Raw genomic sequence first — 13,548 nt, forward strand, 5'->3', positions numbered from 1 at the left:
TGTATAAGTAGATTGCCGGAATCTAAACATTCAAAAAGTAAAATAAAATACAAACCGCTTCAAAAAGCGGTTTTTTATTTGCAGGCAATTCACTATTTTTGAATCATGATTAAAGCAAGAAATATCCATAAATCTTATGGGAATTTAGAGGTACTGAAAGGAGTTGATATTCATATCAAAACAGGAGAAGTGGTTTCTATTGTAGGAGAATCGGGAGCAGGTAAATCTACACTGCTGCAGATTTTAGGAACACTGGATCATCCCACCCAGTCCGGTAAATACGATACTGAAATTGAAATAGCAGGTGAATCATTTATCAATATGAATGATAAGCAGCTTTCAAAATTCAGAAATCAGAATATCGGTTTCGTATTTCAGTTTCATCAGCTTCTTCCGGAGTTTACCGCGTTGGAAAACGTATTGCTTCCGACAAAAATAGCAGGAGCCAACGAAAGAGAAGCTATCGAAAAGGCTTATGCTTTATTTGAAGATCTGAAGATAGAGCAAAGACTGAATCATAAACCCAACCAGCTTTCTGGTGGAGAGGCGCAAAGGGTAGCTGTGGCAAGGGCTTTAATCAATTCACCGAAAATTATTTTTGCAGATGAGCCTACAGGTAACCTGGATTCCAAGAATGCGGATGATCTTCACAGATTGTTTTTCGATCTCAGAGACAAATACAACCAGACTTTTGTTATTGTAACCCATAACCCTAATCTTGCAGAAATTACAGACCGTAAGCTTGTTATGAAAGACGGAATGATCATAGAGTAGCAGTATAAAAACCAGATGATAAAACACCTTATTTTTCTTTTTTTAATAGTAATTTCCTGTTCAAAAGCTGACTCCCAGCAGTTGAATCCATTGGGTATTCCTCAGGCAAGGATTTCGGAGATTAAAAATTATATTAAAGGAAAAGAGTACAATCAGGAACTGGCTGTTTTTATCAACTTTAAAATCCCTTCAGGAAAGTATCGCTATTTTATTTATAACCTGAAAAACAATACAATCGTACAGCAGGCTGTTGTCTCTCATGGTTCAGGTTCGGTTATTCCAAAGTCAGATGCTTTGAAATTCAGTAATATTGAAGGATCTTATCAGTCATCCCTTGGAAAATATGCTATTGGAGAAAGCTATGTAGGAAAATTTGGTAAAGCGTATCGGCTGGCAGGTCTGGATTCTACCAACAGTAATGCTATGCAGAGAGCCATTGTTCTTCATTCTTACAGATGCATTCCTGATACTGAATCCCGGAATCCTGCATGTTTAAGTTTAGGCTGTCCTATGCTTTCAATAAATGCTTTTAAAGAAACGGCAAAATATATTGATCAGTCGAAGAAGCCGATCATCTTATATGCATTCTATTAACTTATAATTCCTTTCCATGGCTATAAAATTTCTTGCAGAAGATGACAGACCCAGAGAAAAGTTTTTGCAGAAAGGCAAGAGCTCACTTTCGGATTCTGAGCTGTTGGCGATTATTATGGGAAGTGGAAACAGGGATGAGAATGCTGTAGAGCTTGCAAGAAAAATTCTGAATTCTGTCAGTAACAACTGGCATCAGTTAAGTTTGCTAACCGTTAAAGATCTGATGAAATTCAAGGGAATTGGTGCTACAAAGGCTATTTCAATCATTACGGCCTTAGAGATCGGAAAGAGGAGAGCTGTTCAGGAAATTCCTGAAAAAACAATGATTGGAAACAGTCACGATGCCTATATCATTCTCAGAAACCATCTTTCTGATCTGAGAACAGAAGAATTCTGGGCGATTTTCCTTAACAACAGCAATAAAGTGATTCATGTCTCCCAGCTTACCCAGGGAGGAATCAGCCAGTCTATTGTAGATGTAAGAACTCTTTATAAAGCCGCACTGGATCATTTTTCAACCGGCATTATCATTGCCCACAATCACCCTTCCGGAAGCTTAAAACCAAGCCGGGAAGACATCAATATCACACAGAAAATAAAAGAAGCAGGAAATACACTAAGTATTCAGCTTTTAGACCATATTATTGTCACGCAGGATGCTTATTTTAGTTTCTCGGACGCAGGATTGTTATGATTAGAAGATTAAAATACCATGAAATTGACTTTGTAAAATATACTCAATGTTTAGAAAATTCCGAGCAGAGAAAATATTCTGCTACAAAGCATTTTTTAGATACTACTTCTACAATGCCCTGGGAAATTCTTGTTTATAAAGATTACCAAGCAGTAATGCCTGTTCCTTTTGTAAGAAAATACGGGATAAAAATCGTGCACAACCCTAAGCTTTGTCAGCAGCTTGGTGTTTTTTCCGTTAAAGATGATGTGGATCTTAATGAGGCTTTTCTGGAATATCTGGAAAAAAACTATATGATCAGGGCTTATCCTTTCAATGATGTCAATCAGCTTCGTACAAAGATCAGAATCAAGAAGAATTTTTTACTGTATCCTGATGCTTATGAGAAGGTGTATACAAGATATTCACCCCAAAGAAAAAGAAAACTTCGGTTAGATGAAGCTGTTTTAAAAGAATCAGAAATTAAAACAATCACTTACGATAAAGCTAAAGCTTTTATTGAAGCGAATACCATAGGGTTGAGCAAAGAAAATGATCTTGGAGAATTCATGAGGATCTTTGAAAGTTTTCATCATCTTGGTTACCTCAAATTTACGGCATTTTACTATCAGCATAAGATTATCAATGTAATTGCTACCTATACGGACTGTGATATGGTAGCGCTTTTAGGAAATTTTAATGATAAAAATTATGTCAGATTATCAGGAGCATCCGTATTGATTGATCATGTCATTAAAGAGAATATTGAAACTCATATATTTGATTTTGAAGGAGGAGAACTCCCTAATATTGAGGAGTTTTTCCGCGGATTCCGGCCGGAATTAAGGCCTTACGGAATTATTGAGAATTCAAAAAAGAACCTTTTCAAAAAGTTAGGGTATCTTATATTGAGAGGAAAGCCATTTTTATGATGAAAAGCATTGTTTAGATTGGTTCTAATTAAGTAATATTCCGTAACTTTATAAAACCCTTAGTAAAACAGTTATGTTACAACAGATTCGTCAGTACAAATTATCATACATGCTTTATAACTTGTTTAAAAAGAATAAATTAAAGCATAATATTCCATTATATAAAAAATACGGAATCAATAAGAACTATTTTTCAAGTATTTCAAGCAAAGATTTTGCTCATCTTCCAGCTAGTGAAAGAACACTGGATTATACAAAATTGAAGGAAACCCCTTTTTTTAAGAAGCTTTCTGAAGAAAATAAAGAAAGTGCTCTTCAGTATGATGAGAATGGGTATATGATTCTGAGAAATTTCCTTAGTCCGGAAACAGCAGATCAAATCAATACTGAAATTGATAAACTGATGAAGGACGGGACTCTGAAATTTATTTACGGAGGAAAACTGATGTTTGCAATCCATCATTCAGAAATCATTAAAAATATTGGAAGTGATCAAGAACTGTTAGACTTTTTATCTGTTTTACTGGACGGAAAATCCAAGCTTTTCCAAAGTATCAACTTCATCAACGGCAGCCAGCAGAAAACCCATTCTGACAGTATCCATATGACCACTTATCCATTGGGAGGCCTGCTTGGAGTATGGATTGCCCTGGAAGATGTAGACGAAAGTAACGGAGCGCTTCATTATATTCCTAAAAGTCATAAGCTTCCTTATTTCCTGAATTCCGATTATGATAATGAAGGCACAGCCCTGAAAATAGGAAAGAAAAGCTACAGAGCCTATGAAACCTTTCTGGAAGATAAAGTAAAAGAATTAGGCTTACAGAAAGAAATTTTTAAAGCCAAAAAAGGAGATCTACTGATCTGGCATGCCAATATTCTTCATGGCGGAGAACCTCACACAGATAAGAACAGAACGAGGAAAAGTCTTGTCTATCATTTTTTTGATGAAAATAGCGTGTGCTATCATGAAGTAACACAAAGACCCGCCCTGTTTGAGCTTTAGGGAACTTTCATAAAAACTTTCTTTATGCATTTTAAATGATAGTTTTTTTACATTTGTATCCTTAATATCAGCGTATGGGAAAAAAGAAGAATATTCTTGTTTTTATATTTTCAATGTATGTATGCGTTATGTCGTACTACCTGTATACCCATCATTACTACAATACTGATATGGAAGCCTATATGGGACTGATCTATAAAACGGAATATCCTGAAATGAAAATTGAAGAAATTCATCAGAAGGTATATGACGAACTGAGAAAAAAGAATCCTGATTTCGCGGGACTTGGTCCTGTTAATCCAATGGCTGAGGAAGTAGCAAAAGGGGAGAGTACTTACTATAAAATCATCTCGCAAAATCCTAAAGCCTACGAAGAAGAGCTGCAGCTTTTTGTGGTGAAACCTTTTTATAATTTTATCAGCTGGTCATTGTTTAAGCTTGGTTTCAGTGCTTCTGCTTCAATCTCCCTGATTTCAGTTATCTCTTATGCATTGATTCTTGTTCTGATTTTTAGCTTTTTGATAAAAATTCTGAGAAATTATCCTCTTGCCTTCATCCTTACTGTTTTAATTTCACTGTTCAAGCCTTTGCCGGAATCGGCCCGGCATGTTTCAGCAGATTCCTTATCCTGCTTGCTGCTTCTTTTGAGCTTTTATGTGTTTTTAGTGAGAAAAAATTTCTTTTTCGCAGGCATATTGGCTATGCTGTGTGTGCTTACAAGACCTGAATATTTTATTTTTTATTCATTCCTGTACGCCCTTATTTATTTTTATAGAAATAACTTTCAGATTACAACAGGTTCATTACTGGTATCATATGGATATATATTTCTTTCCTTCTTTTTAATACAGGCTTTTAATCGGGTTTCGTGGTCTGCCCTTTTTATGAATCAGTTTACCAAAGTTCAGATTTATCCTGTGTCGCAGCCTGATCCGTTTTCCTTTGCAGATTATATTCACTTTATTAAAAGCAATGTAATGTTGGAGTTCAATTCTTCTTACTTTCCGGTTTTATTGATTTTTATTGTAATCATTTTAGCCAATCGTTTCTCGTTTTACAATAAGAAGAATCAGGCTCAGCTCTTGTTTTTTGCTGTTATTTACACAACTGTCATGCTGAGATTTTTGGTTTTTCCGTCTCTGGTAAACAGGATGATGCTTGGCTTTTATCTTATAATTATCCTTGCTTTGGTCTATATACAAATTTCTAAAGTGGATATCTTTAAAAACTCTTTAGAAGACGGAAAATAATTAGTAATTTTGCAGTCTAAAATTATGACGAGTCTATCAGGATATTTACCCTATGCATTTGCATTGATTATTGCAATTCCTTTTCTGGTTTTGCTCAGACAATTTGTACACTCATACATTACTCTTAAGAACCAGGAAATCAAATTACTTAGTGTGAAATCCAATTCAGAGAACAAAGCACATTCCTATGAAAGAATGACCTTGTTTCTGGACAGAATGAAGCCTTCCAACCTTATACAGAGGTTCGACAGGGGACTGGCCGTTCATGAGTTTATTTTCCTGACTGAAAAGGCGATCAATGAAGAATTTGAATACAACTCCTCACAGCAGTTATACATTACAAAAAACTCCTGGAAGAATATCGTAGACTCAAAAAATGCAATTATAGAACTGCTTCATAAAACTTATGACGGGCTGAAAGGAGAGGTTCAGCTGGATGAATTCAAAACGATTTTCATCATGAACTATATGGAAGGCAACGACTATATTGCTGAAACCATTGAAGATTTAAGAAAAGAAATTTTAATAATAACTTAAAAATTAACAGATAAATAATGATTCCAAATTTTAAAGCACATCCATGGCACGGAATTTCTGCAGGAGAAGATGCGCCAAATGTTGTAAACGTATTTGTGGAAATTGTTCCTTCAGATACTATTAAATATGAAGTAGATAAAGAAACAGGATATTTAAAGGTAGACAGGCCGCAGAAATTCTCTAACATTATCCCTGCTTTATATGGTTTTGTTCCTAGAACTTACTGCCATAATGAAGTAATGAAACTTGCTATAGAGGCTGGAGCTGATGATGTAACGATGGGAGATCATGACCCGCTTGATATCTGTGTTTTAAGTTCTCACAATATCCATGCAGGAGGCTTATTGATGGAAGCTATTCCAATCGGTGGTTTCAAAATGATCGACGGTGGTGAAGCGGATGATAAAATTGTTGCTGTAATGATCAATGACCACGCTTTCGGACACTTCAGAGATATTTCTGAATTACCGGAAGCAGAAGTAAAAAGATTAATGCACTACTTCCTTACCTATAAAAACTTACCGGATGAGCCTGCAAAATGCAGAATCCAGGAAGTTTACGGAGCTGAGCACGCAAGAAAAGTGATCAAAGCTTCTCAGGCTGATTACGCAGAAAAATTCGGAGGATAAGATTTTCTTCCCAACACATACAAAAAAGCAGGTGAATTTTCATCTGCTTTTTTCTTTGTAAATATTTTATGATATCAATAGATTCAGTTTCTTTGGTATACGGAATTTCCTTCTTTTATCGTTTCAAGCACCTTAATGTTTCTGAGGTTTTCAGGACTTATCGTTAAAGGATTCTGATCAAGAATAACAAAGTCAGCCATTTTACCTGCTTTAATAGAACCTTTTTTATTTTCTTCCTGCAACTGATAGGCTCCGTTAATGGTAATCGCTTTTAAAGCTTCCATGGGAGTAATTCTTTCATTAGGTCCTAAGATCATTCCCGAACGCGTCTTTCTATTCACTGCTGCATAAACTGCGGTAATCAGATCGGGTGGTGTAACCGGAGCGTCATGATGAATGGTAAACGTAATTCCTGCTTTTAATGCTGAGTTGGCCGGACTTATAAAAGCAGCTCTTTCAGGACCGAAAACACTTGAATAATGCCAGTCTCCCCATAAATACGCATGAGTAGAAAAGTAAGAAGGAATTACCCCTAATTCTTTTATTTTCTGAATGTGATCCGGGCGGCTGTTTTGCACATGAATTAACGTTGCCCGTAATTCCGGATGGTAAATATTTTCATCTTTTAACCTTTTAATAACCCGTATAGCCTGATCAATGGCGGCATCTCCATTTACATGAAGCTGTGCAGTTATGTGATTCTGGAAAAGTGTTTTCAGGTCGTTATATAACGTTTCATCCGTGAAGATGGGAAACCCTTTATAATCTTTAGACTGACCTTCAGGTGGAACTAAATAAGGCTGAGTGAGCCAGGCCGTTTTTCCCTGTGGAGAACCATCATCAGAAAATTTGAACCCGGCCAGTTTCAAGCGGTTTTCATATTTCATATATTTTGGTTTGAAACTGTTGAAATCCTTTTTGAAATATTCATAATCGGGAAAGTAAACAACATCAGCTTTAAAAAGATGTTGAGATGCTGCCTTTTCTAACAGAGCAACACTTTCGCCCATGGTTCTCCCATCACAAATGGTAGTCTGTCCATAGCTGAGCCATTCATCCTGAGCCTTCATCAGGTTTTCCATGGCGTGAGCCTGAGTATCTTTGCCTTTATTCATTTTTTCCGTTAAGGTCAATAAAGCAGTGAAACTGGCATTCTCTTCTAGTTTTCCGTTCAGTTTTCCAGTTTTTTTGTCCCTGCCAATGTGTCCTCCTTCAGGATCTTTTGATGACTCTGTTATTCCCAGCAGTTGTAACATGGCGCTGTTTGCAACGCTGGCATGGCCCGAAGCATGAATAACAATAATAGGATTGGTTTTGCTGATGGCATCCAGTTCTGTTTTTGTAGGATGACGGTGCTCTGTCATAATCGCATCATCATACCCATTTCCGATAATGGGTTGCTGACCGTTAATTTTATTGTTTTTGATATAGCTTTTAATTGTATTCTGCAAATCTTTGATTGAATTCACCGTGCCATAGGGTTCGGGAGACAGATCTACAGCATCCATAATTCCTGCTCTTGAAGTAAGATGCCCATGAACATCTATAAAACCGGGAAGAAGGGTTTTTCCATTTAAATTAATCATTTTGGTGGCCGGTTCTGAAAAACGTTCTGCCTCCGATTTTGTTCCGGCAAAAAGTATTTTCCCGTCTTTAACTGCTACTGCTTCAACTTGCGGAAGAGAATCCTCCATGGTTATAATAGGACCTCCAAAATAGAGTATTTCAGCTTTTTCTTTAGGTATCTTATTATGACAACTGCTTATGCTTACAGATAAAAAAAGTGTATATAAAATCCTTTTCATAAATGATTAATTCAAATTGTGGTGAGAAACAAATTTACAAAATAATAGATTATTATTAGTGAATTTTATTGCGTGTTTATAATTTCATTATATTTATAAGACTAATCTCAATTTTTTAATATAAAATAATAAACTATGGATCTATTTGTGTTAGTGCCAATTTTTGGTGTCATAGCTTTGCTTTATACATTTCTTCAGAGCAGCTGGGTCAATAAACAGAATGCCGGAAATGAAAAAATGAAAACAATCAGCGGCCACATTGCAGATGGTGCAATGGCTTTTCTAAAGGCTGAATACAAAATCTTAACGTACTTTGTTGTAGTCGTTGCCATTTTACTGGCAGTGATGGGGTCAAGTAATGCCAATTCACACTGGAGTATAGGAATTGCCTTTGTAGTAGGTGCTATTTTCTCAGCATGTGCAGGTTTTATCGGAATGAAAATCGCTACCAAAGCTAATGTCAGAACAGCTGAAGCGGCAAGAACTTCACTGTCAAAAGCCCTTAAAGTATCTTTTACCGGAGGTTCTGTGATGGGAATGGGAGTCGCTGGCCTTGCTGTTTTAGGATTAGGTGCTTTATTTCTGATTATTAAACAGATTTTTGCCCCTGAAGCTACAGTAGATTCTCATGAAATGGAAAGAACCATCGAAATTCTTACCGGATTTTCTCTTGGAGCTGAATCTATTGCCCTTTTTGCAAGAGTAGGAGGTGGTATTTATACTAAGGCTGCAGACGTAGGTGCCGACCTTGTAGGAAAAGTGGAAGCCGGAATTCCTGAAGATGATCCCCGAAATCCAGCTACCATTGCAGATAATGTAGGAGATAACGTAGGAGACGTTGCCGGAATGGGAGCCGACCTTTTCGGATCCTATGTGGCGACAGTTCTTGCCACGATGGTATTAGGCAGAGAAACTGTTTCTGATGATGCTTTCGGAGGTTTTGCCCCGATTCTTTTGCCGATGCTGATTGCAGGAACAGGAATTATATTTTCAATGATCGGAACTTTATTTGTGAAAATTAATGACAATGAAGGGTCATCCACTTCCAGTGTACAAAATGCATTAAACCTTGGAAACTGGGGAAGTATTGTAATTACCGCTATTGCTTCTTATTTCCTGGTAACCTATATCCTTCCTGAAAAAATGGTTCTCAGAGGTCATGAGTTTACGAAAATGGGTGTATTCGGAGCTATCATGGTAGGTCTGGTAGTGGGAACTTTAATGAGCATTATTACAGAATATTACACTGCCATGGGGAAAAGACCCGTTTCCAGTATTGTGAGACAATCTTCTACAGGGCATGCAACCAATATTATCGGTGGGCTTTCCGTGGGAATGGAATCTACTTTGCTTCCTATTATTGTATTGGCGGGAGGAATTTATGGTTCTTATCTGTGTGCCGGGCTTTATGGAGTGGCAATTGCCGCAGCTGGAATGATGGCTACCACAGCCATGCAGCTTGCTATTGATGCTTTTGGACCTATCGCAGATAATGCCGGAGGTATTGCTGAGATGAGTGAACTTCCCAAAGAAGTACGTGAAAAAACAGATATTCTGGATGCCGTAGGAAATACAACGGCTGCTACCGGAAAAGGATTTGCCATTGCTTCAGCTGCCTTAACAGCATTGGCCTTATTTGCTGCTTTTGTAGGAATTGCAGGAATTGATGGTATTGATATTTACAGAGCAGATGTTCTTGCCGGACTTTTTGTAGGTGGGATGATTCCGTTTATCTTCTCCTCATTGGCGATTACCGCAGTAGGACAGGCTGCTATGGCAATGGTAGAAGAAGTAAGAAGACAATTCCGTGAAATTCCGGGAATTCTGGAAGGGAAAGCGCAACCGGAATATGAAAAATGTGTAGCCATTTCTACAGATGCATCCATCAGAAAAATGATGCTGCCTGGTGCGATTGCTATCGTTTCTCCTTTATTAATCGGTTTTATTTTCGGACCTGAAGTATTAGGAGGATTCCTGGCGGGAGCTACAGTATGTGGTGTGTTAATGGGAATGTTTCAGAATAACGCAGGAGGCGCGTGGGACAATGCAAAAAAATCCTTCGAAAAAGGAGTTGATATTAATGGTCAGACCTATTATAAAGGTTCAGAACCTCATAAAGCATCTGTGACAGGTGATACGGTGGGAGATCCGTTTAAAGATACATCAGGACCTTCGATGAACATCCTGATCAAATTAATGTCAATCGTTTCTTTGGTGATTGCACCTACTTTGGCTGTTTTGCATAAAGATAAAATTGAAGCTAACAGAAAAGCAAAAATTGAAAGCCTTACAGGAATTTCCAGTAGTGCAGTAACTGTAAATGGAGATTCTAAAATCATTACGGTCATTCCGGGAGAAATTAAAGGACACCTTAATGAAAACGGAGACTTTGTATATGAAACAGGTAATATTCAGAAAATAAAACTGGACGGAGGAAAAACAATTGCTATTGGTGACGGAAGCCAGCTTTACCAACTTTACAATGTGGTGAAACAAAAAGATAAGTCTGCATTAGATCCAAATAAGTGGTATACCATTGAAAACCTTTATTTTGAAACAGGTTCAAGTGATCTGAAAGCAGAATCCGTGCTTCAATTGAATACTTTGTCAGAAATTTTAAATGCTTATCCGGATCTGAAAATAAAACTGGGCGGATATACAGATAATAGTGGTAACGAGGGCAGTAACCTTAAATTATCCAATCTGAGAGCACAGACAGCCAAACTTAAACTGCTCGAACTAGGTATTTCCGGAGACAGAATAGAAGCAGAAGGATATGGTTCACAGCATCCTGTTTGTGAAGCTAATGATACTGATGAATGCAAAGCAAAAAACAGAAGAATTGATGTAAGAGTATTGGCTCTTTAAAATCAATGTGAAAATAGTACAAAAGCATCGCTATGGCGGTGCTTTTGTATTATAAATACAGTCTAAAAATATCCACCATCATCTGTGAAAATCTGTGTGATCTTTGGGAAAAGCAAATCCAGAAAAATCAAAGACTTCTTTTCAAATGCTCCAAAGCCTGAATAATCAATTCATCTTTTTTAGCAAAACTAAACCTGACATAATCAGAATTCTCCCTTGAATTATAAAATGCAGAAAGTGGAAGGCAGGAAACCTTCTTATCAATGGTAAGCCATTTTGAAAACTCTACATCTGTCATGCTTTTAGAAATAGTCCTGAAATTAACAACCTGAAAAACACTTCCTTCCGCTTGTTGTTCGATCTGAAGCGGTGTTTCTTTAATCATTTCATTAAAAATATCTCTTTTTTTCTGCATGAGTTTTTTATTGAGATCCGGATCAAATACGTCGAGATATTTTGCGATAGCATATTGTGCAGGAGCATTGGCACTGTAAGAAATATACTGTTGATGACATTGAAATCTTGTTGTTAAAACTTCTGAAGCAAGCATATAACTCACTTTCCATCCCGAAGTATGAAACATTTTACCAAAAGAAAAAATACAGAAAGTCTTTTTCCTGAGTTCAGGATGGATGAAAGAACTGTAATGTTCAGTTTCATCATAACAATAAGTATCGTATATTTCTTCTGAAATCAAATAAATATCACGGTCTTTGATCAGTTCATAGAGCTGATTCCAGTCTTCTTTTTTCCATATTTTTCCGGTTGGATTCTGGGGAGAGTTGACAATGACTGCTCTTGTCTTTTCAGTAATACAGTCTTTAAACAGATCCCAATCTATGGTAAAATCACCATCAAGATCATAATAAACAGGAATTCCTCTATTCATAACAACAGCTGGCCCATAAGTGTAGTATGAAGGTTGAATAATGATAACTTCATTACCTTGATTCAGAATTGATTTAAGTGCAGTATATAAAGCAAAGGTTGCACAGGGTACAATCGTGATTTCCTTTGTGGTAACCGTTATTTGATGAGTTCGTTTTGCATTGAATCTGATAATGCTCTCCATCAGCAGAGGATTGCCTGCAAGAGGTTCATAGTGATGCGTGTTGTGCTCAGCAGCTTCCTTTAAAAATACTTTCAGGCGTTCATCAATATCAAAATCGGGAAGTCCCAGAGAAAGATCAAAGCTTCCGTGCCTGGCTGCCAGCTCGGACATTTCCGTAAAAAAGGAATAATGAGTAAATCCGTAAATTTCTTTCATTTATTTTGTATTTTTATCAAATATAATAAAATTTTAATATCAAAATTACACTTAAGCTTATGTGTTGGTAGATTTGTAATGAACTGCATATTATTTTGTCCTATTGATTATTAATACTGGGATTTAATAAAAATTGTTATTTTTAAGAAATTTATCTTTTATGAGAAAAATACTTATTCCGTTATTGGCAATGGCTGTAGTAACCAGTTGTGGAACGGCAAAAATATCTGACGGGAATACTTCACATCCTGTATCCACAAAACATAACAAAGCGTTTAACAATGCCTATAAAGAGATTAATGCAGAGGATTTAAAGAAAAACCTTTACGTCATTGCAGCAGACGATATGGAAGGGCGTGATACCGGAAGCAAAGGACAGAAAAAAGCGGGTGAGTATATGATTAATTACTATAAGAATCTGGGTATTTCAGCTCCTAAAGCACTAGGCTCTTACTATCAGAAAGTACCGTCTGAATTCATGAAGAAAAGAGGAGGAGGTAACCTTCCGGATTCTGAAAATATTTTAGCTTTTATTGAAGGAAGTGAAAAACCGGACGAGATTGTGGTGGTTTCTGCTCATTATGATCACGTAGGAACCAAAAATGGAATTGTGTACAATGGAGCAGACGATGACGGAAGTGGAACTGTAGCTGTAATGGAAATTGCCAAAGCATTCCAACAGGCTAAAAAAGCAGGAAAAGGGCCTAAAAGATCTATTCTGTTTCTTCATGTTACAGGAGAGGAACATGGACTTTTCGGTTCAGAATATTATTCCGAAAATCCTGTTTTCCCGTTAGCCAATACCGTGGTTGATCTTAATATTGATATGATCGGACGTGATGATCCTGCCAACAGAGGAAAACAATATGTCTATGTGATTGGTTCTGAAATGTTGAGCTCCCAACTTAAAGTAATCAACGAAGCGGCGAACAAAAGAACTAACAACCTGGAACTGAATTACAAATACGATGACTTGAATGACCCTGAACAATTGTATTACCGTTCAGACCACTATAATTTTGCTAAACATAATATTCCTGTAGCATTTTTCTTTGACGGTATTCATGAAGATTATCACAAACCAGGTGATGATCCTGAAAAAATTGATTATCAGTTGCTGGAGAAAAGAACCCAGCTTATTTTTACCACTGCATGGGATATTGCCAACAGAGAAGAAAGAATTGTGGTTGACAGAAAATAATTATTAACTTTA

The 13,548-nt window shown here is 36.8% G+C and carries 12 protein-coding genes; 10 read left to right on the plus strand and 2 right to left on the minus strand.

What is annotated here, in order from left to right; genetic code table 11:
* The first annotated feature begins 105 nt into the window (after nucleotides 1–105).
* The 8 genes from FFS26_RS00570 to FFS26_RS00605 all read left to right on the plus strand — a co-directional run bounded on the left by FFS26_RS00570 (nucleotide 106) and on the right by FFS26_RS00605 (nucleotide 6,395).
* Nucleotides 106–774: an ABC transporter ATP-binding protein gene (locus FFS26_RS00570; protein WP_002979895.1), complete on the plus strand. Its 669-nt coding sequence runs from the start codon at nucleotides 106–108 to the stop codon at nucleotides 772–774.
* 15 nt (nucleotides 775–789) lie between these two features.
* On the plus strand, nucleotides 790–1,368 hold the full coding sequence (locus FFS26_RS00575; RefSeq protein ID WP_137903993.1) for a murein L,D-transpeptidase catalytic domain-containing protein: 579 nt from the start codon (nucleotides 790–792) through the stop codon (nucleotides 1,366–1,368).
* A gap of 16 nt (nucleotides 1,369–1,384) precedes the next feature.
* The gene (gene radC / locus FFS26_RS00580) at nucleotides 1,385–2,062 is read left to right on the plus strand and encodes a RadC family protein (RefSeq protein WP_137903994.1); all 678 of its coding nucleotides are present in this window, start codon (nucleotides 1,385–1,387) and stop codon (nucleotides 2,060–2,062) included.
* Entirely contained in the window at nucleotides 2,059–2,973 is a 915-nt protein-coding gene (locus FFS26_RS00585; protein ID WP_137903995.1) for a hypothetical protein, read from the plus strand. Before radC ends, FFS26_RS00585 begins: the two co-directional genes overlap by 4 nt.
* A gap of 73 nt (nucleotides 2,974–3,046) precedes the next feature.
* Entirely contained in the window at nucleotides 3,047–3,979 is a 933-nt protein-coding gene (locus FFS26_RS00590) for a phytanoyl-CoA dioxygenase family protein (RefSeq protein ID WP_110008692.1), read from the plus strand.
* Between the two features lie 74 nt (nucleotides 3,980–4,053).
* Nucleotides 4,054–5,229 (plus strand): hypothetical protein, encoded by a 1,176-nt coding sequence (locus tag FFS26_RS00595; RefSeq protein ID WP_137903996.1) that lies wholly within the window; start codon nucleotides 4,054–4,056, stop codon nucleotides 5,227–5,229.
* A gap of 24 nt (nucleotides 5,230–5,253) precedes the next feature.
* Nucleotides 5,254–5,766 carry a hypothetical protein gene (locus FFS26_RS00600; RefSeq protein ID WP_137903997.1) on the plus strand — a complete coding sequence of 171 codons (513 nt, stop codon included), beginning with the start codon at nucleotides 5,254–5,256 and terminating at the stop codon, nucleotides 5,764–5,766.
* A gap of 17 nt (nucleotides 5,767–5,783) precedes the next feature.
* On the plus strand, nucleotides 5,784–6,395 hold the full coding sequence (locus FFS26_RS00605) for an inorganic pyrophosphatase (RefSeq protein ID WP_047495607.1): 612 nt from the start codon (nucleotides 5,784–5,786) through the stop codon (nucleotides 6,393–6,395).
* Between the two features lie 83 nt (nucleotides 6,396–6,478).
* Here the strand turns inward: FFS26_RS00605 and FFS26_RS00610 are convergent, their stop codons facing one another.
* Complete coding sequence (locus tag FFS26_RS00610) at nucleotides 6,479–8,200, minus strand: amidohydrolase (protein ID WP_110008695.1); 1,722 nt, start codon at nucleotides 8,198–8,200, stop codon at nucleotides 6,479–6,481.
* A gap of 135 nt (nucleotides 8,201–8,335) precedes the next feature.
* Here FFS26_RS00610 and FFS26_RS00615 point away from each other — a divergent pair, with 135 nt between their 5' ends.
* Entirely contained in the window at nucleotides 8,336–11,068 is a 2,733-nt protein-coding gene (locus tag FFS26_RS00615) for a sodium-translocating pyrophosphatase (RefSeq protein WP_137903998.1), read from the plus strand.
* A 127-nt stretch (nucleotides 11,069–11,195) separates the two neighbouring features.
* Here FFS26_RS00615 and FFS26_RS00620 read toward each other — a convergent pair whose 3' ends face one another.
* Nucleotides 11,196–12,335 (minus strand): aminotransferase class I/II-fold pyridoxal phosphate-dependent enzyme, encoded by a 1,140-nt coding sequence (locus tag FFS26_RS00620; RefSeq protein ID WP_137903999.1) that lies wholly within the window; start codon nucleotides 12,333–12,335, stop codon nucleotides 11,196–11,198.
* Nucleotides 12,336–12,495: 160 nt separating this feature from the next.
* On the opposite strand from FFS26_RS00620, the gene FFS26_RS00625 reads away from it, so the two are divergent.
* Nucleotides 12,496–13,536, plus strand: a complete 1,041-nt coding sequence (locus FFS26_RS00625; RefSeq protein ID WP_137904000.1) for a M28 family metallopeptidase — start codon at nucleotides 12,496–12,498, stop codon at nucleotides 13,534–13,536.
* Nucleotides 13,537–13,548: the final 12 nt, after the last annotated feature.

The sequence above is a fragment of the Chryseobacterium sp. 2VB genome (assembly GCF_005503635.1).
Taxonomy (GTDB): Bacteria; Bacteroidota; Bacteroidia; order Flavobacteriales; family Weeksellaceae; genus Chryseobacterium; species Chryseobacterium cupriresistens.